We start from the raw sequence: 24666 nt of genomic DNA, 5'->3' as shown, positions 1-24666 counted from the left end.
TTCCCTGCAAGGAGAGGAGAAGTCATGAAGGCTTTGATTAACCGAGTGAAGTCGTTTATTCGAGAAGAGGAAGGCGCGACGGCGACCGAGTATGCCGTCATGCTCGCCCTGATCATCGTGATCTCCCTGGGCGCGATTAGCGCGCTGGGCACGAAGGTCTCCTCGACGTTTGTGGACATTGAGACCGCCATGCCGTAATCGCGGCGGGCAGCGCGGCGGGGGCTCGCTCCCGTCGCCGGCAAGTGTGATTGCACGCGACGACGGGCGGAGGACTCGTCCTCCGCCCGTCGGCGTGCTGTCTTGTGAAAGTCGGGCGGCGCAGGCAAGGCGGATTGGTCATCATGAATACGTTATTCCAATATGTTCGATCGTTCTGGGCGGAGGAAGGCGGCGCCACGGCGGTCGAATACGCCGTCATGCTCGCCCTGATCATCATTGTGTGCATGAGCGCGATTGCCGCGCTGGGCACGAAAGTGTCGTCGACGTATGTCGACGTGGAGACTTCGCTGCCGTAGCGCGCGGGCGGTCCGCGGCGCGACGGATGGGCGAGATTCGAGGCCGGTTTGTTTTGAGGTTGAGTACGTTGATGTGGCAAGCGGGATATCCCGAGGTGATGGCGGCGGTGCTCGTTCCGGCGACGGTGTATGCCGGATGGAACGACTACCGCTTTCATCGCGTGCCGAATTGGCTGAGCGTGCTGGTGGCTGGCGCCGGACTGGGCGTGCAGGCGACCTGGAACGGCCGATCGGGGGCGATCGAGGGCCTGGAAGGCATGCTGGTGGGCTTCGGCGTGCTCATCGGGCTGTGGCTCATCCGCGGGATGGGCGCCGGCGATGTGAAGCTGATGGCGGCGTTGGGCGCGTGGCTGGGGCCGCAATTAACGCTGGCGGCGATTGTCGTCGGCGGGCTTCTGGGCGGTGTGTTGGCGTTAGCGCTGGTGGCGCGACAACGGGCATGGAACCAGATGTCGGCCAATGTCGGCGTATTGATGCTGAAAATGAGGACTTGGAAGACCGCGCTCGGCGAGTTCGGCTCGGCGCAAAGCCTGGGCCGATCAACGGGAATGATTCCCTACGCGATCCCCCTGTGCCTGGGGACGTGGTTCGTCGCGGCGAATCGGTACTTCGGATGGTGGGAAATATTATGAAGCAAAAAAACATTTGTCTTTTGGGTCGGCGGGGCGCCGCGGTGGTGGAGACTGCCGTGATTGCGCCGTTAATGCTTTTGTCGATGTTCGGCATGATGGAAGTCGGGTACGCCTTCATGGTGAAGCAATCGGTCACGCTGGCATCGCGCGAAGGGGCCCGGGCCGGGGCATTGCCGGGCGCGACGCTGACGGACGTGACGAACGCCGTGGACACGGCGATGGAAGCCGCGAATCTCGGCGGCTATACGATGACGAGCAATATCAGCACGCTCGGTCCGACGGACCTGGAGATCTGGGTGCAGGTCGCCATTCCGCTGAATCGGGTGAGCTTCACCGGAAACATGCTGGGCGGCGGCACATTTCAGATTGTCGGTCGGACGACGATGCGCCGCGAAGGTTTGGACTACACCGTGGAAGACGATTCGCCGTAGAAAGTATGAACCCGCGCCGGCGCGGCCGGCGGGGATCGTAGAGATGCTATGAAAGCGAAAACCATCGTACCGTTGGTCCTCGGGCTGGGCGTCGGCTTCTTTGCCGTCAAGATGGGCATTGATCTGGTGAAGAAGGCCCAGGGCGCGCAGGGCTCCGAGCGCGTCGTCTTCGTGAGCGCGAAGACGATAGAGGTGGCGACGAAGATCACCGATTCGATGTTGACCACCACCAAGGTGCCGGAGACGCTGATTCCGCCCAACGCCTTCACTGAAGAGAAGGCGCTCGTGGGGCGCGTCAGCGGCATGACGATCGCGCCGGGAGTCCCGATCACCGCTTCCATGTTGGCGCCGCCGGGGGCCGAACCCGGCCTGGCGGCCATCATTCCGAAAGGGCATCGCGCCGTGGCGGTCAGCGTCAACGAGGAATCCGCCGTGGGCGGGTTCATTCTTCCCGGCGCGCATGTGGACGTCTCGACCGTCGATGAGAAAACCCGCACGAGTAAGTTGATCCTGACGGACGTGGAAGTCGGCGCGGTGGGACAATCGCTCAGCGAAGTGGGCTCCGACGGCAAAACGACTCGGATCACCAAGTCCGTTACGCTTTTCCTCGAACCGCATGAAGTCCAGACGCTCCATGCCCACAGTGGGAAGGGGCGCATTCGATTGGCGATGCGGGGCGCGTCGGGCGACACGGAGTCAAGCTGGTCGAAGATCTTGGCGAATGCGATGGCGTCGGCGCCGCGGGCCGCGCCGGCCCCGAAGGCCAGGCCGAAATTGCGTTTGGCGCCGCCCCGCGTGGTCGAAGTCGTCCGCGGTTCGGAGACCCAGACGCTCGTGTTCGACCCGTCGGGCCGACTGCAAAACCCGGCGGTGGAGGCCGCCCGCCGGGCCGCCGCCAATTATCCGTCGAATCCAACGTCCACGAACAATCCCGCAACGATGCCGCCGGAGGCTATTGAATGAACCAGACCAAGGATGGTTTTGTCGCTCCTCGCACCCGCGGCCCAGGACGGGCGGACGGGATGCGGTCTTTTTCTGAATTCGCGGGGATGTTCGCATTCCTGATCCTCGTCCACGGACTCGCGCCGGCGCCGCGGGCCTGCGGCGGCGAGGGGATCGCGGCCGGGCCGGCGGATTGCTTCCCGCGCGCGATTGCCAATCGAACGACGCGCCTCACCGAGTTCGATGACTCCTTTGATATCGAACTGGTTGTGCCGCCCAGCGCCGAGCCGCTGGGCGACGCGTTGTGCATGGGTGACGAGCTGGAGCCCGTTGCGCCGGAAGACCTGCGGCTGTCACCACAGGACGACGCCAACGTCATGGCGGAGGTACTCGAGCACGTTGAGTCGCTCCTGGCCCATGCGGGGTTCAGCAGTCCCGACGACGGCAGGAGCCGTATGAACGGGCTCGAGCCGGAGCTGAACAGCCAACCCGTCGAGGAACAGGTCAACAAAAAGCGGGCGGAGAGCGACGACGAAAACGATGCGAATGATGAGGACGACGAAGATGAAGCATCCGCCGATCAGGACTCGCTGCCGGTAAAGATGGCTCCCGCTCGGGCCAATCCGCCTCCGGCCGTGACTCGCCAGTCGCCCGCGCCGACCATTACGGGCAATGTCATCGCCGGCGTCAGTATCCTCAGCGATAACGCCGAACGCATTATCGTCGGCAAGAACAGTTCCGCGGCCATCGATCTCACGATGGACTGCGATCGGGCGGAGATCGCCGATCCAGCCGTCGCGGATATCGCGGTGGTGTCGCCCCGGCGCGTCGTCGTCTCGGGCAAGTCGTTCGGCATGACCCAGATGGTCCTGCGGGTCGATTCGCAGCAAAAAGTCTTCAATGTGTTGGTCGAACAGGACCTGAGCATGTTGACCAACGCGATCCGTTCGGTTTCGCCGACGGCCAACGTGTACCCGCGAAGCGTCAACGGCACCATCCTGCTTCTGGGAACGGTGCCGGATGCGCAGACCGGCGAGCGGATCGCCGAAATGGCGTCGCTGTTCCAGGGCGGGCCGGTTCGTAATCAGCTGTCGGTCGCGGGGGTGCAGCAAACGCTCCTTCGCGTCGTCGTCGCGGAAGTGAACAAGGAAGCCGTCCGGCAGCTCGGTTTCAATTGGGCCATCGGCGGCGCGGACTGGACGAGGGATTTCTTCTTCGCCAACAACGTCGGAAATCTCAATCCGACGGTCATCGGCAGCAACGGGCTGGTGGACATCGCCGCGAACCCGACGCCGCAGATGACGTATTCAATTGCGCCTTCCGCCAACGGTCCGGCCACGAACCTGACGTTTGGATTCCCGCGTGCGGAATTCCAGGTGTTCATGCAGGCGTTGCGGCAGAACTCTCTGGCGCGGGTGCTGGCGGAGCCCAACCTGGTCGCCATCAGCGGCCAGACGGCCACGTTCCTGGCGGGGGGAGAGGTTCCCGTCCCCGTCACCCAGGGCGGCGCGACGGCCGGCTCGATCACGATCGAGTACAAGGAATTTGGCATCCGCCTGGCGTTTACGCCGACGGTGATGGCTGGACAGATCGTTCGGCTGCACGTCATGAGCGAAGTCAGCGACGCCATTCCGGGCGACACTTTTGCGGGCGGGTTGCCGGTATTCAGTTTCGTGACGCGGCGCGTGGAATCGACGGTGGAGTGCGGCAACGGCCAGACGTTCGCGATGGCCGGATTGCTCAACGAGACGATCCAGGCGGTGGCGCGGAAGCTGCCGGGCCTGGGCGACTTGCCCGTGCTGGGCGCGCTGTTCAGTTCCGTGGAGTACCAGAAGAACAACACAGAGCTGGTGGTCCTGGTGACGCCGCAACTGGTCGAGCCGCTTGATCCCCAGCAGATTCCGCCGCCGCCGGGTTCCTTGATGACGGAACCCAACGACTTCGAGTTTTTCGGGTTGAGTCAATTGGAAGGGACGCCGCACGAGGCGCCCACTTTCGATCGCGTACCGCGCGAAATTGCGCCGGTGAATTCACCGCCCGTCGGTTCGAACGGATGGGTGACGACGCAGGTGGCGCTCCGCGGGCCGTGGGGCCTGGCGGACTCGGACGAGAACTAACCCCGGAACGCCGGGAACGCATACCTACCCGCCGGCCGCCTGATGAGGCTGCGGGGCTCACACACACAACGATTTTGGTTTCCTGCTAGGAGAATGGCCGCGCATTGTGCGCGTCCGCTCGAAGTTCCGCCGTGGCGGACAGGACTGGAGGGTGAAACATGTTGACTCGCCGTACGACAAAACGTCCCTATGGTCGCAAGGCCGCCGTAATGCTTCAGGCGGTCCTCTTCGGGAGCACTGTCGGCGTCGGGGTCGCGGCACTGGCCGTCGACACCGGCCTGATGTACGCCTCGAAGGCGGAGTTGCAAAATGCCGCGGACTCGGCCGCGCTGGCCGCCGTGTCGCGGCTGGTCGCCGAGACCAACGCCATGACTCTGGCCGCGGCGGAGGCGGCCACCTTTACGCAGCTTCATCGAGTCGCCGGCGACTATGCCGACGTGATCGAGGCCGACATCGTGCCCGGACACGCGGTCCTGGTGACCGGCGATCGATTCGAATTTCAAGCCAACCAGACGCCGTACGACGCGATTCGCGTTACGCTGCGGCGCGACCAGACAGCCGCCGACGGCCCGGTTTCGCTGCTCTTCGGCAAGGCCCTCGGGGTGAACAGTGCACAGATCCGTGCGACCGCGACGGCCATGCTGAGTCCGCGCGACATCGCCGTGTCCATCGACCTTTCCCGGTCAATGAATGACGATACGGAATTGCGTCACTATACGAACTACACGTCGGAGAACGACAATACGACGCGGCCCGGCGTGAAGATCAACCTGGAGGACACGTGGCTGGCGTTTCCCTGCGAGAAGGGTAACAACGGCGTGGGCAACGGCATTGACCCCCAACCGCCGGGCAATCCTCAGAACTACAACGACCAGCCTGGAACGGGACCCGGCCAGCCCAATAGCCAGGGCGGCAATCCCAGTCCGGGGGCCGATCCGCAAGGGGGCGCCAACGGCTGCACGGGGCCGCGCTGGGGCTGGATGACCGGCTTTGGCAATGAGATCGTTCTCGGTTCCTACACGCCGGTGGGCGATCCGGGCCTTTACTACATCCCGCGGTACGCCACGTGTACGGATCCCGACGTTATCAACAACATCACGGAGAACCTATACAACGCGGAGGAGCGGGCGGCGCTGCTGTCCGGCGCCAACGACGCCACCGACACCTACTATTTCAATCGTGTCAAGGTCTTGTTGGGCCTGGCGGGTTGGAGGAGTAAGAAACCCGACGGAAAATATAACGGAGGACCGGGGAATCACGACGACATCGTGAACACCAATGAGCTTCATCAACAAGCCTCCTGGCCGTTCGGCGGCGGGTCGTGGAGCGATTGGGTGAGTTACAACGCGTCCAACGCGACGATGATGTACGCCACGGATTCCAATTTCCGCTATCGCTACGGCATTAAGACGGTGATGAACTACCTGTTGGAACGGCAGGCCGCCAACCTGTTGTGTCCGGAGCTGGCCGATGCGCCGGAGATGCCGCTGCATTCGGTGAAGAACGCCGTACAAACCATGGTCGACAAGCTGGTCGAATTGGACACGCAGGACCAGCTTTCGCTGGAAGTATTTGCCACGACGGGCCGGCATGAAGTGGACCTGGTAGGGCCCTCCGATTCGCTCTCGGCGCTGGATGCATTCCAGGCTGTCGCGGATACGCTGCGGGACCGGCAGGCCGGCCACTACGACAGCACGACCTGCATCGGCTGCGGCGTCGACGAGGCCCTGGCAGAGTTGACGAGTTCGCGCGCGCGAACCATGTCCGCCAAGGTGATCATTCTGCTCACCGACGGCAAGCCGAACGTCTCGCCGGACGGCGGCGACGCGGAGCAGTATTGCCTCGATGTCGCCACCGAAGCGGCCGAGATGGGCGCGACGCTTTACACGATCGGTGTGGGCGCCGACGTCAAGACTGAGCTGCTGGAGCAGATGGCGGAGATCGGCCACGGCGAATATTTCTTCGCCGACAGCACTCCAGACGAAGTGACGGGTCAGCCGAAATATGTGGAGCAGTTGACCACGATTTTCAACAACCTCGGCACGAAACGACCGCCGCGGTTGATCCAGTAACCCCGCTTCCGGGGCCTTGGCACGCACGCTCGCTCTTTCTTCGCCCGACTGGGCAGGGAGGAGCGAGCGTCGTTTTTTTCGGCCCGTCGCGACGAGTTTATTTGCGGACGGTCCGCGACGACGGGGTCCTTCGTACCAAAAGTCGACCTTCGGCATGGCCGATAAGGAGTTGACGAAGCGCGGTCTTCCCCTGGAGTGGGATCAGTGGCCGGGAAAGACAGGCCAATGACGCAAGACCGTTGACGAAACCACGGTCCTTCGGTCTCCGGGCCGCCGGCCGCTGAGCGCACCATGCAGACGATACGTGTCATCCTATTCACGTCGAACGAGACCGCCCGGCCGGAGATGCGGCGGATGCTCACGTCGCTGCCGCAGGTGCGGATCGTGGCCGAGCTGGACGAGCCGAGCCTGTTTTCCCAGGCGGTCACGCAAATCCCCGCCGACCTGCTCATCGCCGATCTGGACCCCAGCGCGGCGGTTGTCCTGGAATGCCTGCGGCAACTCAAGGAGTCCGCGCCGGACCTGCCGGTCTTCGCGCTCAGCAGTGTGACCGATGGAAACGTCGTGCTGACGGCGATGCGGGCCGGCATCAAGGAGTACTTGCTCAAGCCGCTGGCCATCGAGGAGCTGGAACAGGCGATCGGCCGTACGGTCGGCGCGGCGGGGCGGACCAAACAGCCGGGCAAGCTGATTTCCATTATGGGCAGCGCCGGGGGCGTCGGGTGCACGACGATCGCGGTGAACCTGGCGGTCGAGCTTGCGGACATCGTCGGCGAGTCGCAGAAAGTGGCGCTGGTGGACCTGGACTTCCGGTTCGGGCACGTGGCGACGCTGCTGGACGTGCACGGCCCGCACACGGTCGCGGACTTGTGCAGCACTCCGGAGCAATTGGACCCGGACATGGTGTTGAAGGCGCTGGTGCGGCACGATTCGGGGCTGTACGTTCTGCGCCGGCCGCACACCTTCGCGCAGGCGGAGATGATCACGGCGGCGCACTGCGCCAACGTGCTTTCGGTGTTGCAGGAGATTTGCGCATACGTGATCGTGGATGGCCCGACGCGGCACGATCCCGGCGGGCGGAGCGTGCTCGACGCCGCGGACTTCAGCTTTCTCGTGTTGCAGCTTCTGGTGACCAGCGTCCGCAACACGGACCGCATGGTGCAGGAATTGTCGGCCCAGGGGTTCAATCCCAAGCGGATCGCCTTCCTGTGCAATCGGCAGGGGCGGGAGTCGGCGCACCTGGAGGTGGAGCAGGTCGAGACGATCCTCAATCGCAAACTGTTCATGTCGATCGCGGATGACTGGAAGGCGGTCAGTTCGAGCGTGAACATCGGCAATCCGCTAAAGAAGGAGTTCGAGCGGTCGCGGGTTCGGCAGGACATCCGCAACCTGGCGATGAAGATTCACTGCCCGCAACTGGCGGTGACGGAGACGGCGCAGCGCGGGGGGCTCTTGGGCAAGTTCTTGCGAATGAGCCACTGGCACGGGGGCACATCGGAAACGGCCCCGGATGCGGCTGTGCCGTCGGTTCCTTCGAAATCGGACGGCATGTCGTTGCCGGGGACGCCGTGGTCGTAGGGCGAGTTCGTTTCCAGTACAAGCAGCACAATCAGATTTGGGCTTTGACGTCGAGTTGATGGGCCTTGCGGCCGCCGCGCGAGGTGCGCGCTTCGCCGGGTTCCCCTGACAGGAGCGTTTTGGCCAGTTCCACCGCGCGGGCGACGAGGTCGGCGGCGCCGTCGCGCAGTTCCTTGCTGTCCATGACGTAGCGTACGTTGCGCTCCATGTCCTCGGCGGACCAGCCGCGCGAATGCGCGATGTATGGGAACGGCGGCATGTGGCAGCCCAGTTCGGCGAAGAAGCCGAGCATCTGACCGGCCACGGCCTGGATGTTGTCCTGACCACCGGTGATGATGAAGGCGGCGACCTTGCGGTGGAGCAGGACCTTGTTGGCGATGGTGATCTGGTTCTGGATGCAGTTCATTCGCTCGACCATTTTGTAATAGAGACTGCCGGCGGAGCCCCAGCGGATGGGCGTCGAGACGATGAAGACGTCGGCCCAGTGGACGAGGGCTTCGTACACCTGATCGAGTTGGTCATTGGGGTCCATCTGCGTGATGCTGCACGGCCAGGTGCAGGCGTGCGAACTTTTCGAGTAATAGCCCTCGCAGTGACGGAACTTCAGATCATTCAGACGGATCAGCCGCGTTTCCACGCCGAGGTTGTTCCTGGCGTGCTCGAGGGCGCAATCTAAAAGGGCGTCGGAGGTGGAATAGCGCGGATTGGCGGCATCCATGGCGGTCGTGGAGATGCCGACGAGACGGATGGGGCCGTCGTCCCGCTTAACCGATCGGGCCAATGGGTGCGCAGGGTGCGGCGCGCGGGTGCGCTTGCTGGCGGGCTCGGTGTTGACCCAGAGATGACCGTTCTCGATCTTCGTGTCGTGTCGCGGGACGGCGTCCGCTTCATAGCCGGGCTCGCCGAGGCCGGTTTGGCAATGGAATTTCCAGTTGTGCCAGGGGCAGACGATGTAATCGCCGTCCAGCCGCCCTTCGCCGAGCGGACCGCCGACGTGGTTGCAGACGCCGGAGACGGCGCTGAATTGACCGTTGATAAAGGAGACGGCCAACTTGAGCTTGCCAACGGTAATCTGTTGCAGCGGTTTGGTCTTCAGCGGCTCGACAGGACCGAGATCCGCCCAGTTTTCAGCGGCCATGAGAGGGGCTCCTGCGAATCAGCCCTTGTTGTAATAGAACCGCTCGTGCACGACGCGATCATTTTTCCAGCGGCGGACGGCGACCTGGGCCATTTTCGCCCGCTGGCCATTGCGAAAGGTCACGTCGAGGAGCCATTCCGAGAAGGCGACGTCGCCGTTGACCGCGCTGTTGACCACCTTGATGCCGTGGACCTGGGCGACGGAATCGACGAAGGCCTGCTCGCGGGCGCGGTTGGCGAGCTTGCCGGTACAGGGCTGCTCGTTGTTTTCCTGCATGACGACGTCGTCGGCGTAGTATTTTTCGAAGGCGGCCATGATCTCGCCTTTCTGGATCGTGGTGTTTAGTTCTGATTCAAGACTGGCAGTGTTCTGGCTCATCGTGCCACCTCCATTCCTGACGGATTGTAACGATCGGCGGGCGGGTACCCCAGAGGGGGGTAAGGGGGGCGAAACTAAGCGGAACTAAGCGGAAAACGGGTCCACAGATGACGCCGATGGGCGCAGATATTTTTTGAAGCGCAATTGGCCGCAAAGGAGCGCAAACGTGAGGCAGCGTTTTTTTGTTTGGTGGTACGAGACGGAACAAGACGGAACGGCCGGCGGGGGGCGCGGCGGGAAAAAAAACAAGTGGTTGAATCAGCCCGATAAACTTGACTTTCCCAGGATTTCGACGCATGGGCGGAGAATCTCCGATCTTGCGAGCCGAGGGCTAAAGCCGTTCGCCCTTAGGCGTAGGCCGTAAGCTAGAGAAAGGGGGCGGTCCGTCCGCCTTATTTTTCCTCTGAACCGTACTCGTGCTCAGCGCTCCCTGTAAAAAAGGCCTGAGGCCTGAGGCTTGAGGCCTGAGGGGACGGGCGGGAACCTGAGCAGGGGAACAGGCGGGCAGGGGGAAAGGGGCTTGAGTCGAGGGAAACGTACAATCGGTAGCTGTTAGAGGGTCTCCAGGGCGTATTTGTGTCGTTTGACGGAACCATCTAGTGTTATCAGGCGGAATGAAAGGCATCACTAAGCTGCCGCTCTCTCGCCTCACGACGCCTCATGGGGAGGCCAAGCGCGTCGGCGATGTCGGCGTCGATGAAATTCGTGATCTGCTTCGCGCGGGTCCGGTGAGGTTCGTCATGGCGGACGTGGGCGCACCCCTGCGCTGGGTGCCCGAGGCCGACTGTTTCGTCGAGTGGAAGAGGGAAATTCAGCCGCACCTTGCGGAGCCGGACCAGAAGGTGTACTTGGGTCAATCCCAGGGTGGGTATGCGTACTTTGCTTCGCAGTGGGATGACGGGTCGAGGCCGGTCATTCTGCTGTCGAAAGCGCACTAGCGGCTACGCATCGTGGGGCACCTTGACATGGTAAGTCGTGACGGAGATCGAGAGGTTTTGAAAGCACTGGCTGCGCACGGTTCGGACCTGAGCAAGCCGGCGCACACCATTCACTACCTGTACTTCAGGTCGCTGGATGCCGCAAAGTCGGCGGCGAGGGAATTGGAAGCCGGAGGCTACCGGAACGTTCGGGTGGATCGCGCTCCGCGGCTATCGCTTTGGGAGCGCCTTTTCGGCCCGCGAGAGTACACGAGCATCGCGGAAACGCACGCCGTGCCATCGGAAGAAGGCGTGTTCGCCACGTCGGATTGGATGAGCGCGCTGGCTGACAAGTTCGGCGGCTATTACGACGGTTGGGAGGCAAGCATCGAAGAGTAGTTGCTCCGCGTTCGCGCTGCCATATTCCCGCAGTGAAGTACACCGGCCCGGCCAAGCCGTCCTTGTTAGAATGCAACCGTGCCCGGCCGCAAGGCGGCCAAGGAATGTCTGTCCGTATTGCCGTTGGAGGAAAGCTGTACGTGCCGAAGCGTATTTTCGATCATGCGCACGCCTCCGTTCGATTCTACGGTTCGGCTCTAGATCCGCTAACCGTCAAGTTGGCGCTGCGCTTGCCTGCAGATCGGACACATCGAGACGGCGAACCGCGGCTGGGCCGAACCCGCAAGGGCAAGGTTATGGAATATTCGCCCTATCGCGGCGGGATGTGGGCCATGACTTCCGAGCGTTGGGTGAAGTCGCCTCGGCTATCTGTTCATCTTGAGTGGCTACTTTCCCAACTGGAGCCGAAGGCGAAAGCCATTGCCGCACTCCGCCGTGAGGGCGTCAACATCGATTTTTTCTGTTTTTCCTCCGGTTCGACGCCACACCCGCCGTCGTTGCCACGCACTATTCGGCAGCGCGCGACGGCGCTTGGAATCAGAATCGATATCGATCACTATGTCGCATCGACGACGGAGAGATTATGAATCGAATTCCTGGGCGCCAAGGACGGGGTTATTGCTTGGGCGAAGCGGATTCGATGGCGCGCATTTGCGCGATCAGGTCTTCGGCGGTAAATCCCTGAAAGTGGGCATCCCGCCAGGCCTGATAGTCTCTGGGCGTTTGACGGAGCCAGCTCAGGAACCGCATTGTCTGGCCAGGGCCGAGGTTTTCGGTCAATAGCTCCAGTGCCCTGTCGCGAAGCTCCTCGTCAGTAAGTTGTCTAACCATGGCCGACCTCTTGCCAATATTCTATGTCCGCGGGCTCTAGATTTATTGAAACCCACGATGGTGATGCCATCAAGAAGCAAGCTGAGTCGTCGCGCGGCGACGGTATGACGTCAGCGGTCGAAGCGGGGGGCGACTTTGATGGGGCGGGCGGTACGCTTAGTGACTATGAATCGCGAACAACCTGCCACAGTCGCCGACGTTGAGGGGCCGTGGGTCGACCCAGGCTTCGAGTCCGGCTTGATCGAGCGGTGCAAACGCGGCTGGAATACGCCCGTGGCCGAGCTGCCGAATTATTTGTTGGCGACCTATCTCCGCCAAAAGATTGCGCTCTCGCTCGTTGTGCCCGAAGCGCAAAAGCGAGTTGCCGCGAAGTTCGTTGACGGCACAGAAATTGATGATGAGGAACTGGAAAACGCTTTGAAGTACCCCACGAGAGACGCATAGGCCATGACCATCCGGCGGGCGAAACTGACAGACGGCGAGAGTCTTCTCGACATCTGGCTGCGGTCCGTTCGGGCGACCCACACATTCGTACCGGAGCAGGAAATCCAGTCCATGATCCCGCAGGTGCGGGATTACCTGGCGTCCGACGAGACGGAGTTCTGGGTCATCCGCGACGATGCGGACGCGATCATGGGATTCATGGGGATGTCCGGCGGTACTATGCAGTCGCTTTTCCTTGCGCCGGAGTATCATCGCCGCGGGGCCGGTCGTCGCCTGGTCCAGCATGCCCAGGCACGGCACGCGGTGCTGACGGTGGATGTCAACGAGCAGAACTCCTCCGCCCGCGCGTTCTATGAGGCGTGCGGCTTCGTCGTGGAACGGCGATCGGAATTGGATGATCAGGGGCGGCCATATCCGCTGTTGCATATGCGGTGGATCGCGCCGGATTAAAGGCGGAAATTCCAGACTGCGACTTGATCTCGGTTCGTCCGTGAGGGATGGGGCGCTGCGTGCCGGTGCACTCCGGGTCTCGGCAGTTATTTCGCAGTCGGAGGCTCAGGAATCCTGGGCGTAGTAGCGCCAGGCAACGCTACTGTGCCTCCAAGGACAATAAGAACTGCTCCAATTCCCCAAGTTGCTTCTGCTCCTGGTCGCGGAGCTTGACCAGGTCCCCGCGGAGCTTTTCGATATCGGTTTCCTGCTCGTCGAATTTCTTCTCATAACGGCGATAGACGTCGCTGGTTTGCGAGAGCACCTTCATGTTCTCGCGGATTCGGGACTGTTCAGTGGAGATGGTATTGAAATCGTTGGTCAGCGACTCCATTTGGCGGCGAGTCTGATCCAGCGCAGATCTCAAGTGAACGATCCTGGTTAAGGCCTGCTTCATCGCCTCGCTGATCACTTTCATTCGCAGGTAAATCTCAATCTGCTCGCCCCCGAGGTTCGATAGGACAAGCTGCTCCTCGCGGGCGTTTACGAGCCGAACTTTCAGCGTTTGAGACTTGCCCGGTGGTACGTCGAGTTTGAAGCGCAACAGGGTGCCCGCTTTTTCGTAAGGCTCCTTCGGTTCGACGAGTGTCCAGTCATTCCCGGCGTCTTGTTCGAGGATCACGGTCTTGGCCGTGTCGCCCTTGTTTCGCACGGTATAGGTACGCTCGTCCAGGTACTTGCGCTGAATAATCATTGTGCCCTTGAGAATACGAATCTGCGTAATCTCTTCCGGAATTGAGGCGCGATCCATGTCCACGACCGTAGTCAGGTCCAAGGCGTAACCCACCAACCGCTCCTCGTCGGCCCGAAGGTCAGGCAACTTGGCGTCGCCGGCATAAACGCCGCCGTCAAAGACCGTGACCGGTCCTTGCATGAGGAAGAGCTTGCTGGTGTTTTTTAGCTTGACAGCGTTGAGCGGATGCTTGGGGTGGGATGCGGGATTGAAGACGGAGAGTTTGTTGCCGTCGATTTCCTCGGTGACGATGGGAAGCATGGCGGATTGCTGACGCTTTAGCGAGACCGGCGATTTGATGGCGTATTCGAATAACTCGCCGGCGGATTGGGCCGAGGCGACGGATAAAACTCCGGTTTGACCGGGGCGAAGCATGTTCGCGAGGAACTCTTCAGCGCCGACTTCCCCTGGAGCATCTTCCTTACTCATCAGTTCAGTCCCACGCACGAATCGCCCACCTGCTAATCCGCCCTGTTGATTCTGCCGCTCACCAGAACGGAACAAGCCTCCACCCCCACCTCCTCCGCCACCACCTTGTCTACCAGCATGGGCGTCGGCGTACACTTCATCTTTTTCCGACTCTTCGTACTCCGGCGGTCGGATTGAGCCGTAGAGTGCCAGTTGTTCCTCGGGTCGCTCGATGTACAGCGGTTCGTAGAGGTCCATTGAGAAGCTGATCGGACGACCGGAAATGAGGCTCAGTTTTACGTTTTCCCAATCTTGTTCTGTCGCGTTGTCGACCATGGCCCAACCTTGTAGAAAGGGCTTCTTGTCCTTGGTCAGTCCGAGCCGGTAGCTCGTCTTCCAGACTGGAGTCTCCAGGATATAACTGACCAGTACTCGCCGTTTGCCTTTGCCGGCAAAGTTCAAAGTAACGGCCTTCTTGTCGGCGTCGTGAGCCAGGGCCAGGGTGTTCAGCGCTTTATTCAGTTCGCCTTCTACTTTGGGGTCCAGGATCTTCACGCCCGCGACATCGACTAGTTCGAAGCTGCGCAAGCCGGTATCCGTCATGATGGTGAGAACGTCGCGCTCGATGACCGTTTGCTGAGCGGTAATGGTCTTGCGCTTCTCCACTCCGAAGATTTGGCCGATGACCGGCGTCGCGGCCAGGACTTCGACTTTAACGCCGCGGAGCTGGTCGAGGAGGTTCGCTAACGTGGGCTTGCCGGAGATATCCACGCCGAAGGACTTCAATGATTTCTCGATGGGATCGCGTGACGGATATTGCACCGCAGCGATCGTGCCGCCATCCAGGTCGCGGAGGATGAGGCTCTTGAGAATGTCGTTGATCTGATCGACGCGGAAGGTGAGTTCAGCCGTGTCGTCGCCGTCGACGGTACAGGCTGCCTCAAAGAAACCGACGCCGGAATTGAAGAGCGCGATCCGGGTAGATTTGAGTTCTTCCGAATGAACCGGCGCGGCAAAGACACACACGCAAGTGATGAAGAAAAACCAACGAGTCATGGCAACCTCCAAAAACGGTCAAGGGATGATCGGGGGCCAATCTCACCTGCCGGCGTTGAGCCTCCGGCTCGGACCCAAGCCCCGCGTAGAGTTTACACCCTCATAGCTCTGTAGACGCAGCTAGGGGGTATTTATTAAGGACGGTGAATCTGTAGGCCCAGCTTGGGGTGGGGCCCAAATGGTATTGATGATGGACATTACGCGCTGATGTGCACGGCGTTGCCGCGGTTGATGGAGGGGGCCAACAGCGAGGCGAATTCGCCGGCGCTGGGGGCGTCTTTGACGGCGCGGGCGGGGACGCCGACGACCGTGGTCATGGGGTCAACATCGGCGATGACGACCGCGCCGGCGCCGACGACGGACTCGAAGCCGATGCGGACGTTCTGTACGACGGTCGCGCCGATTCCGACGAAGGCGCCGGATTCGATGACGACGTGACCGGCGAGGCGGACGCCGGGGCAGATGTGGACGGCGGTTCCGATCATGGATTCGTGGTCGACGATGCATCCGGTGTTGAGGATGGCGTAGTCGCCGATCTGGCAGTGCGCGCAGACGAGTGCGCCGGCCGCGATGACGACGCCCTTGCCGAACGTGGCATTCGTCGCGAGCTGCGCGGAGGGGTGGACGGCGCTGCAGAGTTCCAGGCCGCACTGTTCGATTTGCTCCCCCATGGCGCGGCGGATGCCGTTGTCGCCGATGGCGACGATGGCGCCGTGGATGCCGCGCTCGCGGAGTCCGGCGAGGCAGGAGATGTCGCCGAGGACGGGCAGACCGTCGATGCGGCGGCCGTGCAGGGCGGTGTTGTTGTCGAGGAAGCCGACGGGTTTGTGGCGCGCGGCCTGGAGGAGGATATCGAGGACGACGCGGCCGTGGCCGCCGGCTCCGAGGATGACGATTTCAGAGGTCATGGGCACCGTATGTTCAACGGACGGCAGGGGCGCCGGCCGCTACATTCGGAACGCTACAGACGAGGCCGCCCTAGAGGCTATCGGTCTATGGGCGGGGGGCCATGAAACGAGGCTGCGGATTGCGAGGCGGCAGGGGCAGGAGTTGCCGAGGGGAGGGGATCCGGGGGCGAAACGTGTGGCGGAGTGCAAGACATGCGCGGGAGGGTGGCCCGCAGTGAGTTGCATATCAGGATTGAGGCGATCCGGGTCGCCGCGTTCTCGGACCGAAGCAGGCGCGTTATCGGGCAAAGGGGCGTGAAGTGCGTGGATATAGGCGGTTCCTGCGGTAAAAAATTCGCATCCGGAATTGGGCGCGAGAGAGGCGGATAGATTTTTATTGGCCCCGCAAGGTGTCGATAACAGGACGCGTGGCGAAAATACAGGTTGGGCCTTACCCGCCGCGGCGGGCGCCACAGCCAAGGAGAGTTGATGTGACTGCGACGGTGCGGATCAAAGTGCTCGGGGTGAGCGCGGCGTTTTGCGCGGCCTGTGTGGCGGCGTCGGGCGGGTGCAAAAAGGGCGAGAGCGCGCAGTGGCTGCTCAACGGTCTCATCGATCCCACGCAGACGGGTCAGTTTCTCGAACCCAAGCGTAATGAGATTCGAGGGTCGTTGAGTATTCTCGAAGAGCCGGTCGGGATTCAAGAGGCTGAAGAGCCGCAGCCGGAGGACCTGGCGGCGGAATATACGGAGCATCGGTTTGTCCCGGGGGATACGATCGCGATTTCGGTGTTCGAGCTGCTGATTCCCGGACAGGCGACGGTGCAGCAGTTTACGTTGAGCAACTCGGGTTACGAATCGTTGCCGGTGCTGGGCCGGGTGAAGGTGGCGGGATTCACGCCGGTGGAACTGGAGTTGGAATTGAAGGAGCAGATCCGGGCGGCGGGGATTCTTCCTGACCCGGAGGTCCAGATTACATTGCTCGAAACGCGCTCCCAGCGGTTTTCGATCATCGGCAGTGTGGCGCGGGCGGGGACGTACGAAATCCCGCACCCGGACTATCGACTGCTCAGCGCGATCGCGGACGCGGGGGGGATTCCGCCGCAGATTCGAACGATCTACGTGTTCCGACGGGGCGCGGTCCCCGGCGCCTCGGGTGTTCCGACGACTGTGCCCACAGAGGACAGTGTCGTTCGGCGTTTCGGCGGGAGGCGGTCCGGGACTCTGACGATGTCGGAGACGTCCAGTGGACCGGCCTCAACCAGCCGCGCCGCGCCGCCGCCGGAGACGATGCCCGCGGTGACGGAGCCGGCATTGCAGATTCTGCCGTCGACACCCTCGACGGCGGCGACGCGCGACACGGAGAGTGTTGTCGATGAGTTGCGGATTCTCGAAGGAGCCCCCGAGCCGACGCGGCAGATTCCGGTGTGGGATGCGGAGACCGGTTCGTGGGTGATTCGGAATGTGGAGTCTGCGCCGAGCCCGGCGACCAAGGACGGGGCAGTGAGTCCCACGCGGCCGGCGGGGCAGGAGACGGCGGACGGCGAGGGAATGGCGGGGGAGGAACTGGCCACGGCGATTCGGATCATCGAGATTCCGACCAAGGAGTTGCTGGCGGGCGATCCGCGGTACAATGTGGTGATTCGGCCGTTCGATCTGATCAATGTTCCGCCCGGCCCGGTGGGCGAGTTCTATGTGATGGGGAACATTTCCCGACCCGGGGCGTACGATCTGACGGGCCGGCGGTTGACGGTGAAGGAAGCGATTGCGTCGTCGGGCGGGTTCGGGCCGCTGGCCTGGCCTTCGCGGGCGGACCTGGTCCGGCGGGTCAGCCAGGATGAGGAACAGATCATTCAGTTGGACCTGGACGCGATCTTCGCGGGAACGGCGCCGGACTTCTATTTGAAGCCGAACGATATCGTGAATGTGGGAACGACGCCGGCGGCGGTCTTTTTGGCGGTATTGCGGAACGCCTTTCGGTTTAGCTACGGGTTCGGTTTCGTGTATGATCGTAATTTCGCGGACGGCGATTCGTTCCAGGCCAAGGAACAGCTTAAGCAACGTCGGTTCCAGGAAGCCCAGGCCAAGGGCCTTCCGGGCTAGCTCGCCCGGGCCGAGTCGAGCCGTGGGACGCCTGAGCCGCCGCAGGATTAGCCCCCTACGATTGGCAGTGGAGCTTATTGCGGGGCGGATGCCGCCCTAGTGACCGGGCGGGCACGTAGCGAGACTCAATTGGACGCAGTGAAAGAGATCGATCCCGGCGAGGAGACTGCGCGGCGGGTGCGGGGCAGCCCCCGACGTCGGACGGTCGATGATTCCCCGTCGTGGGGCATGGCGTTAGGGGTGTCGGGAGTCTTGAAGATCCTGGTGCTGGCGGCGCTGTTCAGCTGGATCTACCACGAACATTACTTTCGGCTCTACGTGATGTGGAAGAACCCGGACTGGTCGCACGGGTTCGTGATTCCGCTGTTCGTGCTTTACCTGGTGAACTTGCGTCGGCGGGAATTGGTTACGGGGGACCATCCGGGGTCGGTTTGGGGCCTGGTACTGGTATTGTTTTCGCTGGCCGTTTTTGTCCTTGGCATTCGCTTTCGAATCGGCTATCCGCAGTCGCTGTCCATGGTGGCGGTGATCGCCGGTGTCGTTCTGGCCCTGCGAGGCTGGCGAACGCTCAAATTGACGCTGTTTCCCATCGGATTCCTCCTTTTGGCTATCCCGCCGCCTGACCGGCTGTATCGATCCATCACCCAGCCCCTCCAGCAGGGGGCCGCCACGATAGCATCCCTCATCCTGGAGATGTTTCCGGGGGCCGAGATCGAACAAAAGGGTATCAACATAGCGTACTTTATGAGGAGCGGCGAGGAAGGGAGCTTTACGGTGGCAGGGGCGTGCAGTGGGATGCGATCCTTGATGGCGTTTGTCGCATTGGGGCTGGCCACGGCCTATTTCACGCCGCGACCGACCTGGCACCGCGTGGCGATGGCGGTTCTGGTCGTACCGGTGGCGTTGTTTTGCAACGTGTTACGGGTGATCATTACCGGGGGGTTTCAGATGTATAAGTACGGTGATCTGGCGTCGGGTACGCCGCACACCGTGCTGGGGCTGTTGATGTTCGCCATGGGGTTCGGGATTTATCTCGGAATCCTGTGGATTCTCGATCACCTGTACGTGGAGGATCGGGGAAACCGCGCCGCGGGGTCGACTTGAGATGATGCGTCGGAGCAATTTCCATTTCGTGACTTGTGTCGTGCTGCTGGGCGGCTGCGCGGCGTTCATGCAGGTGGCCCAGAGCCGGGGATCGCTCAAGATCATCAAAGGGGCGCTGCCAATCCGAAAACCGCTCAAGGACTTTGACCGGACCAAGCTGGCCCCGTTGGAACTGGTCAACGTCATCAAGCTTCCGCAGGAGACGGTGGAGGAATTGGGAACGAAGGAGTACTTGAACTGGGCGCTGGGATCGCAGAAGGGCAATCCGCGCGCCTGCTCGCTGTCGGTGACGTATTACACAGGCGTGGTGGACCAAGTGCCGCACGTGCCGGAGGAGTGTTTTTTCCAGGGGGCGTTCACGCAGGCGGGGGACGAGATCATGAACATGACGCTGCCGACCGTTGGCGAGACGATCCAGGTTCGGCGGCTGTCGTTTTATCCCCCGCGCGATCTTTCCAGCCGGACGTTTGTCTATTACACCATTTGTGTGAACGGGGGGTTTTACGGCCAGCGCGATCGAGTACGGATCGAAATGTCGAATCCCTTTGACACGCATCTTTACTATTCCAAGGTGGAGGTCGCGATCAAGGAACCGGTAGACAGCCGACTCGAGGATTTAGATGAGGCGGCGCGCAGCGTCCTGGATCGTGCGATCGCAGAGTTGAAGCTGTCCCATTGGCCGGCCCGGGGCTGGGAGCGGGGCGGTCCCCCTGCTGCTTCGCCGGCGAAGGCCGCGGGGTAGGGGGCAGACAAGCCCAAAAGGGTTATAATTTGTCCTTCGCGACGCCCGGCCGCTTCCGGCCGTTCGAGGGCGGCGCCGTAGGATCATTGTTCAAACGACAAGGCGGACAAGCATGGCGAAGAAACTGAATCGAAACCTGGTGGGTCTGTTGACCTTGGCGGGGATGTTGCTCCTGGCGGTGACGGGCTTTGCCCTGCTAGCGAATCTGCCCGGGCAGGACCCGAAGGCGTACGAGATCGACGCCAAGAAGCTGGAAGACGAGAAGCAGTACGACCGGGCGATGCTTACGTATTTTCGCGCGTTTCAGCGGGACCCGACGAAGAATCCGGACTATCTGGTGAAGGCGGCGAAGTGCGCGATCGAGGACGGGAAGATCGCCCCGGCGCGGGAGTATCTTCGATTGGCGCTGCAGCGGAATCCGCAGTTGATGGCGGCGCTGGAATTGACGACGGACGTTGAGTTCGAGGTGGCGCGGCTGTTCCCGTCGTCTCCCCAGTGGAATAGGGTCCTCAACGAAGCTCGGAAGCTCGTGAAACTGGACGCGCAATCGGCGCTGGCGCACCACGCCATGGGGGTCGCGTTGTTGTCTTTGCGGAGCGAGGACGATCGGTTTGAAAAAGAAGGCGAGGCGTCGCTGAAGAAGGCGTTGGAACTGGACCCGACGAACACCAAAGTCGTGGACGTTTTGGCCAAGCAGATGTGGGGTTCGGCGCGGGAACTCGAATCGGAAGGGCGGATTGAAGAAGCCAAGTCCCTCGACAAGGCGCGCGACGCCGTCGTGGATTCGGCCATCGCCAAATGCTCCGGCGCGTCGCCACAGAGCCTCTCGGAACTGAAGCAGTTACAGGTTCTGTTCACGATCATCGGGGAGAAGGTGGACGAAGGGATGGCGATGCTGGAATCGCTGGCCCAGGCGGAGACGGAGCAGGTGGACGCGCATCTGCTTCTGGGTTCGCTGTACAACGGCCTGTTTGAGAAGGTCAAGGCGGACCCGGCCAAGGCCAAGGCGGTGTTGACCAAGGCGCTGGAGATCAATCCCAAGGACGGCCGCATTTATCAGGAACTGTCTCGCACCTACAAGTTTCAGCGGCAGGCGGAAAAGGACGCCGCCAAGCGGGCGGCGATCGAGGCGGAGGAGATCGAGCTGTACAAGCGGGGGCTCAAGGAGATCCCCAACAGCACGAATTTCCGCGAACTGAAGAACAAGCTGTCCCGGATTTTCTTTTACAAGGAGCTGGTGCTGCACCACGTCGATGAGGCGCGCAACGCAACGGGCGAGGCGGGCAAGCCAAAGCGCGAAGCGGCGCTGAAATCGGCGGACGAATGGCTGGCCACGTTAGAGAAGGAGCTGGATCCGGATTCGGTGGAAGCGCGTTATTTGACGGCCCAGATTCACAATGCACGAGGCGAGTACGTCGAAGCGATCAAGGCGGCGGAGGCGGCGGAGCGGATCGCGGGGGTGCGCGGACACTTCGACCTGGAGGTGCTGCTCGGCGAGTTGTATGCGCGGCAGCAACAATGGGGCGCGGCCCGCTCGGCCCTGGAGAAGGCGATCAAGATGAACCCGAACGCCTTTCCCCTGCAGGTCCGGCTCGCGCAGATCTTCCTCCAGCAGAATCTCGCGACGCAGGCGCTGGCTTACTTGAAGCCGGACGAGCCCGGCCCGCGGGGTGATTTTCTGCGCCAGGATCCGACCGCCCGGAAACTGCGCATGGAGGCCTTTCGGCAGCTCGGTCAAATCGACCGGGCCATCCAGGAAGGCGAACAACTCACCGGCGACGACGTGAACAACGAAGTGGTCCAGGCGCAGCTTCTGGTGCTCAACCGCAAGTACGACGAGGCGGAGACCAAACTGAAGGCGATCCTGGCGAAGGACCCGACCCAAATCAACGCGAATCGCGTCCTGCTGGGCCTCTATCGTTCGGCGGACCGCCTGGACGACGCCCGGGCCTACGTGAAGACGCTCTTAGCCCGCGACCCGGACAACCGGGTGTTCCGGCGGATGGAGCTGGAGCTGATCGACGAAAAGGACCCGGCGAAGGTGGATGCCCAGCGACTGGCGTTCGCCCAAAGCGAGAAGGACCCGTTCCTGCGGGCCCTGGCCATGTTCGACTATTACGCGAACAAGGACCAGTTCGACGAGGCCGCCAAGCACCTCAACGAGGCGGAGCAGATCCGGCCGGAGGCCCCGGTGATCATCGATCGGCAGTTCCGCCTGGCCCTGCGCGACGAGGACTGGGCCCGGGCGGAGACCTACGCCAAGAAGAACGCCCAGCTCAACCTGGATGGCGCCGAGGGCAAGATCGCCGAGGGTCGTCTGGCGATGGCCCGGAAAGAATACGATCGGGCGATCGACCTGATGCGGGCCGGCCTGCAGAAGTTCCCGACGAACTCGCTCGGCTGGACCTATCTGGCCGAGGCGTACAACGCGGCCGGCCGTCCCTCCGACGCCAAAAGCGTCCTGCAGGAAGCCCTGAAGATGGACCCGACCAACGGCTTCGCCAACCGGGCCATGGCCGACATGCTCCTCAAGGAGGGCGACGACCGCGAGGCCGAGAAGTACCTGCAGCAGGCCGCCAAGGACATCCCCGACGACGACTGGGTCCGCCGGCAGTTGCAGATCGTCAAGGAAAAGGAGAATCCCCGGGACGGCATCGCCTCCCGCGAAAAGCTCCGCCAGGAAAACCCCAAGGACACGCAGAACCTGATCCTCCTGGCCCGGCTCTACGCCCTGCCCGACGTCGCGCAATTCGACAAGGCCGCCGAGGTCTACCGCGAGGCCTACGCCCTCGCCCCGGAGATGGGCCTGGCCCGCGAGATGGCCGGTTTCTACGGCCGCGAAGACGTCAACCGCCCATCGGACGGCGAGTCCCTCCTCTCGGCCCTGATGGAAAAGCAGGACGGCAAGGCCCAAAAGGCCGAGGTCGCGACCTATCTCGGCCAGTTCTACGAACTGCAAAAATCCCTGGCCACCGCCGACCGCCACTTCCGCCTGGCCGTCAGCCTTGACCCCTCCAGCGCGACCCTCGTCGCGGCCGGCGAATACTACGCCCGCACCAACCGCTACCGCGACTCGCTGGAATACTACCAGCGGGCCCTCAAGACCCAGGACGACGGCTCGGCCGACGCCCAGAAGACGCGCTCCAGGATCATCGCCCTGAACCTGGCGATCGGCGACCTCGAGGCCAGCCGCCGGGGCATCGACGAGTTCCTGCAAAAATACCCGGAGGATCCCCAGGGCATGGTCTACGAAGGCGCGTATCACCGCGTAGCCGGCGACGTGGCCCAGGCCCGCAAGGCCTTCGACGCCCACCTGGAAAAGAGCCCGGACAACGCCGTGGCCCTCTGGCAGCGCGGCCAGCTGTTCATGCTCATGGGCAAATGGCGCCAAGCCATCGACGACCTCGCCAAGGCCAAGACGTTCAGCCCCAACGGTTTCGGGTATCAACATCGGACGGCGCTGGCCGAGGCACTGCTCGAGTCGGGCCAGGGCGATCTGGCGATTTCCGAACTTCGGTCGCTTCTGGAGGAGTCGCCGGATCAGCAGGCGGTCGCCGAGGCGCTGGTGGATATCTACAGCCGGATCAAGCCGCCGCGGTACAGCGACGCAGAGAATTTGATCTACACCTATATGAGAAAGTTCCCGCGCGATTACAAATGGCCGATGCTACTGGGCCGTCTCGGGGAGCGCTCGCTCGACCTGGAAAAAGCGGTGCAGGCGTACCAAAAAGCGGCGGAATTGAGCCGGTACAAGGCCGACGCCGTCGTGGCGCTGCTTCGGGCGTGCAAGGCAGCCAATCGACCGCAAGTGATCGTCGATTATGCGGCGGAAAAACTATCGACGCGGATGTTAGATACCATGCCATTGGCGTTGTCCACCATTGCGTGGGCGTATAGCAAGACGAATCAGTCCGACAAGGCGATGGAGACCTACGACAAGGCCCTGGTCAGTTCGGGATCGGATGTGGCCGTGTATACGCGCGTGGTCAGGGAGATGGTGGAGACCTTCGGGGGCGACGCGGCCCTGGAGCGCGAGAAAAAGCGGGCCGAGGGACAACCCGACAACATCGAGCGGCAAAAAGTGCTGATCAACCTGCTGCAGCTCGGCAATAACGACAAGGAGGCGCTCGTGGTGGCGCAGCGCATAGAGACGCTGGCCGCAAAGGACACGGATATTACGTTTTCGATGCTGGCGCAGGGACTTCTCCTGCAGCGACTGGGCCAATACGAAGAGGCCAGGGGCAAGTATGAGTCCGTGATCAAGCGGGAGCCCGACAACGTCGTGGCCCTGAACAACATTGCGTACCTGCTGACGGATGAACTGGGCAAGCCGGCCGAGGCGGTGCCTTATGCCGAGCGGGCCAACCGACTTGAACCGGGAAATCCGGAGATTCTGGATACGCTCGGTTGGGCCCTGGCCAAGACCAATCGTCCGGGCGAAGCGGCGGGGATGCTGTTGCGGGCGATTCAGGTTGACGCCAATAACGTGGCGGCGCTATACCACTTAGGGGTCGTCCATCTCAACAAGGGGGAGCTGGAAGACGCACGCAATCGGTTGGAGACCGCCAAGGCGATCGCTCAGCGGGCGCTGGGTATGGTCAAGAGTTCCGCCGAAAAGGCCAACATCAGTACTTTCCTGGCGGATATTGACGCGTCGCTGAAAAAGGTCAACGAGGCGCAAGAATAGCCGGTGGTTCCGACGCGGCCGTCCGGGCCGGTCGAGTCCGAGCGGAGCCTGAGGGTCCGAAACG

22 protein-coding genes are annotated in these 24666 nt (G+C 62.3%); 17 read left to right on the top strand and 5 right to left on the bottom strand.

Annotation, left to right across the window (positions count from 1 at the left end):
* Window positions 1-24: 24 nt before the first annotated feature.
* From VJZ71_15900 to VJZ71_15865, 8 genes are all read left to right on the top strand, one after another.
* Complete coding sequence (locus VJZ71_15900; GenBank protein ID HKQ49556.1) at window positions 25-198, top strand: Flp family type IVb pilin; 174 nt, start codon at window positions 25-27, stop codon at window positions 196-198.
* Window positions 199-341: 143 nt separating this feature from the next.
* A complete protein-coding gene (locus tag VJZ71_15895; protein HKQ49555.1) occupies window positions 342-515 on the top strand; it encodes a Flp family type IVb pilin in 174 nt (57 codons plus the stop codon).
* 71 nt (window positions 516-586) lie between these two features.
* Complete coding sequence (locus VJZ71_15890) at window positions 587-1147, top strand: A24 family peptidase (protein HKQ49554.1); 561 nt, start codon at window positions 587-589, stop codon at window positions 1145-1147.
* Entirely contained in the window at window positions 1129-1578 is a 450-nt protein-coding gene (locus VJZ71_15885; GenBank protein ID HKQ49553.1) for a TadE/TadG family type IV pilus assembly protein, read from the top strand. Before VJZ71_15890 ends, VJZ71_15885 begins: the two co-directional genes overlap by 19 nt.
* Window positions 1579-1626: 48 nt before the next feature.
* Complete coding sequence (gene cpaB, locus VJZ71_15880) at window positions 1627-2541, top strand: Flp pilus assembly protein CpaB (protein ID HKQ49552.1); 915 nt, start codon at window positions 1627-1629, stop codon at window positions 2539-2541.
* Complete coding sequence (locus VJZ71_15875) at window positions 2538-4637, top strand: pilus assembly protein N-terminal domain-containing protein (protein ID HKQ49551.1); 2100 nt, start codon at window positions 2538-2540, stop codon at window positions 4635-4637. Before cpaB ends, VJZ71_15875 begins: the two co-directional genes overlap by 4 nt.
* A 158-nt stretch (window positions 4638-4795) precedes the next feature.
* Window positions 4796-6709 carry a VWA domain-containing protein gene (locus tag VJZ71_15870; protein ID HKQ49550.1) on the top strand — a complete coding sequence of 638 codons (1914 nt, stop codon included), beginning with the start codon at window positions 4796-4798 and terminating at the stop codon, window positions 6707-6709.
* Between the two features lie 291 nt (window positions 6710-7000).
* Entirely contained in the window at window positions 7001-8287 is a 1287-nt protein-coding gene (locus VJZ71_15865; protein ID HKQ49549.1) for a response regulator, read from the top strand.
* A 31-nt stretch (window positions 8288-8318) separates the two neighbouring features.
* Here the strand turns inward: VJZ71_15865 and VJZ71_15860 are convergent, their stop codons facing one another.
* On the bottom strand, window positions 8319-9425 hold the full coding sequence (locus VJZ71_15860) for a Rieske 2Fe-2S domain-containing protein (protein ID HKQ49548.1): 1107 nt from the start codon (window positions 9423-9425) through the stop codon (window positions 8319-8321).
* An 18-nt stretch (window positions 9426-9443) separates the two neighbouring features.
* Complete coding sequence (locus VJZ71_15855) at window positions 9444-9803, bottom strand: nuclear transport factor 2 family protein (GenBank protein ID HKQ49547.1); 360 nt, start codon at window positions 9801-9803, stop codon at window positions 9444-9446.
* Window positions 9804-10417: 614 nt separating this feature from the next.
* Between VJZ71_15855 and VJZ71_15850 the strand changes: the two genes are divergently transcribed.
* From VJZ71_15850 to VJZ71_15840, 3 genes are all read left to right on the top strand, one after another.
* A complete protein-coding gene (locus VJZ71_15850; protein ID HKQ49546.1) occupies window positions 10418-10741 on the top strand; it encodes a hypothetical protein in 324 nt (107 codons plus the stop codon).
* A gap of 27 nt (window positions 10742-10768) precedes the next feature.
* The gene (locus VJZ71_15845; GenBank protein HKQ49545.1) at window positions 10769-11119 is read left to right on the top strand and encodes a ribonuclease E inhibitor RraB; all 351 of its coding nucleotides are present in this window, start codon (window positions 10769-10771) and stop codon (window positions 11117-11119) included.
* Window positions 11120-11223: 104 nt separating this feature from the next.
* Entirely contained in the window at window positions 11224-11706 is a 483-nt protein-coding gene (locus VJZ71_15840; protein HKQ49544.1) for a DUF4279 domain-containing protein, read from the top strand.
* A gap of 28 nt (window positions 11707-11734) precedes the next feature.
* Here the strand turns inward: VJZ71_15840 and VJZ71_15835 are convergent, their stop codons facing one another.
* Window positions 11735-11950 carry a hypothetical protein gene (locus VJZ71_15835; protein HKQ49543.1) on the bottom strand — a complete coding sequence of 72 codons (216 nt, stop codon included), beginning with the start codon at window positions 11948-11950 and terminating at the stop codon, window positions 11735-11737.
* A 165-nt stretch (window positions 11951-12115) separates the two neighbouring features.
* Here VJZ71_15835 and VJZ71_15830 point away from each other — a divergent pair, with 165 nt between their 5' ends.
* A complete protein-coding gene (locus tag VJZ71_15830; protein HKQ49542.1) occupies window positions 12116-12394 on the top strand; it encodes a hypothetical protein in 279 nt (92 codons plus the stop codon).
* Window positions 12395-12397: 3 nt separating this feature from the next.
* The gene (locus VJZ71_15825) at window positions 12398-12844 is read left to right on the top strand and encodes an acetyltransferase (protein ID HKQ49541.1); all 447 of its coding nucleotides are present in this window, start codon (window positions 12398-12400) and stop codon (window positions 12842-12844) included.
* 139 nt (window positions 12845-12983) lie between these two features.
* Here the strand turns inward: VJZ71_15825 and VJZ71_15820 are convergent, their stop codons facing one another.
* Window positions 12984-15080: a DUF4139 domain-containing protein gene (locus VJZ71_15820; GenBank protein ID HKQ49540.1), complete on the bottom strand. Its 2097-nt coding sequence runs from the start codon at window positions 15078-15080 to the stop codon at window positions 12984-12986.
* A gap of 197 nt (window positions 15081-15277) precedes the next feature.
* The gene (locus tag VJZ71_15815; GenBank protein ID HKQ49539.1) at window positions 15278-15988 is read right to left on the bottom strand and encodes an acetyltransferase; all 711 of its coding nucleotides are present in this window, start codon (window positions 15986-15988) and stop codon (window positions 15278-15280) included.
* 470 nt (window positions 15989-16458) lie between these two features.
* Here VJZ71_15815 and VJZ71_15810 point away from each other — a divergent pair, with 470 nt between their 5' ends.
* From VJZ71_15810 to VJZ71_15795, 4 genes are all read left to right on the top strand, one after another.
* The gene (locus VJZ71_15810) at window positions 16459-18069 is read left to right on the top strand and encodes an SLBB domain-containing protein (protein HKQ49538.1); all 1611 of its coding nucleotides are present in this window, start codon (window positions 16459-16461) and stop codon (window positions 18067-18069) included.
* A 138-nt stretch (window positions 18070-18207) separates the two neighbouring features.
* Window positions 18208-19173: an exosortase/archaeosortase family protein gene (locus VJZ71_15805; GenBank protein HKQ49537.1), complete on the top strand. Its 966-nt coding sequence runs from the start codon at window positions 18208-18210 to the stop codon at window positions 19171-19173.
* A 28-nt stretch (window positions 19174-19201) separates the two neighbouring features.
* Window positions 19202-19915, top strand: coding sequence for a hypothetical protein (locus tag VJZ71_15800; GenBank protein ID HKQ49536.1), 714 nt, complete (start codon window positions 19202-19204; stop codon window positions 19913-19915).
* 112 nt (window positions 19916-20027) lie between these two features.
* The gene (locus VJZ71_15795; protein HKQ49535.1) at window positions 20028-24602 is read left to right on the top strand and encodes a tetratricopeptide repeat protein; all 4575 of its coding nucleotides are present in this window, start codon (window positions 20028-20030) and stop codon (window positions 24600-24602) included.
* Window positions 24603-24666: the final 64 nt, after the last annotated feature.

It is taken from the genome of Phycisphaerae bacterium (assembly GCA_035275405.1).
Taxonomy (GTDB): Bacteria; Planctomycetota; Phycisphaerae; order UBA1845; family UTPLA1; genus DATEMU01.
This window is presented reverse-complemented; position numbering and strand designations above follow the sequence as displayed.

What these genes read in the sequence shown, in the direction of transcription:
- VJZ71_15825 (HKQ49541.1), top strand. Translation starts at nt 12,398, where the DNA reads ATGACCATCCGGCGGGCGAAACTGACAGACGGCGAGAGTCTTCTCGAC.
- VJZ71_15850 (HKQ49546.1), top strand. Translation starts at nt 10,418, where the DNA reads ATGAAAGGCATCACTAAGCTGCCGCTCTCTCGCCTCACGACGCCTCAT.
- VJZ71_15815 (HKQ49539.1), bottom strand. Translation starts at nt 15,988, where the DNA reads ATGACCTCTGAAATCGTCATCCTCGGAGCCGGCGGCCACGGCCGCGTC.
- VJZ71_15830 (HKQ49542.1), top strand. Translation starts at nt 12,116, where the DNA reads ATGAATCGCGAACAACCTGCCACAGTCGCCGACGTTGAGGGGCCGTGG.
- VJZ71_15885 (HKQ49553.1), top strand. Translation starts at nt 1,129, where the DNA reads ATGGTGGGAAATATTATGAAGCAAAAAAACATTTGTCTTTTGGGTCGG.
- VJZ71_15820 (HKQ49540.1), bottom strand. Translation starts at nt 15,080, where the DNA reads ATGACTCGTTGGTTTTTCTTCATCACTTGCGTGTGTGTCTTTGCCGCG.
- VJZ71_15870 (HKQ49550.1), top strand. Translation starts at nt 4,796, where the DNA reads ATGTTGACTCGCCGTACGACAAAACGTCCCTATGGTCGCAAGGCCGCC.
- VJZ71_15890 (HKQ49554.1), top strand. Translation starts at nt 587, where the DNA reads ATGTGGCAAGCGGGATATCCCGAGGTGATGGCGGCGGTGCTCGTTCCG.
- VJZ71_15895 (HKQ49555.1), top strand. Translation starts at nt 342, where the DNA reads ATGAATACGTTATTCCAATATGTTCGATCGTTCTGGGCGGAGGAAGGC.
- VJZ71_15855 (HKQ49547.1), bottom strand. Translation starts at nt 9,803, where the DNA reads ATGAGCCAGAACACTGCCAGTCTTGAATCAGAACTAAACACCACGATC.
- VJZ71_15845 (HKQ49545.1), top strand. Translation starts at nt 10,769, where the DNA reads ATGGTAAGTCGTGACGGAGATCGAGAGGTTTTGAAAGCACTGGCTGCG.
- VJZ71_15860 (HKQ49548.1), bottom strand. Translation starts at nt 9,425, where the DNA reads ATGGCCGCTGAAAACTGGGCGGATCTCGGTCCTGTCGAGCCGCTGAAG.
- VJZ71_15840 (HKQ49544.1), top strand. Translation starts at nt 11,224, where the DNA reads ATGTCTGTCCGTATTGCCGTTGGAGGAAAGCTGTACGTGCCGAAGCGT.
- cpaB (HKQ49552.1), top strand. Translation starts at nt 1,627, where the DNA reads ATGAAAGCGAAAACCATCGTACCGTTGGTCCTCGGGCTGGGCGTCGGC.
- VJZ71_15795 (HKQ49535.1), top strand. Translation starts at nt 20,028, where the DNA reads ATGGCGAAGAAACTGAATCGAAACCTGGTGGGTCTGTTGACCTTGGCG.
- VJZ71_15865 (HKQ49549.1), top strand. Translation starts at nt 7,001, where the DNA reads ATGCAGACGATACGTGTCATCCTATTCACGTCGAACGAGACCGCCCGG.
- VJZ71_15900 (HKQ49556.1), top strand. Translation starts at nt 25, where the DNA reads ATGAAGGCTTTGATTAACCGAGTGAAGTCGTTTATTCGAGAAGAGGAA.
- VJZ71_15835 (HKQ49543.1), bottom strand. Translation starts at nt 11,950, where the DNA reads ATGGTTAGACAACTTACTGACGAGGAGCTTCGCGACAGGGCACTGGAG.
- VJZ71_15875 (HKQ49551.1), top strand. Translation starts at nt 2,538, where the DNA reads ATGAACCAGACCAAGGATGGTTTTGTCGCTCCTCGCACCCGCGGCCCA.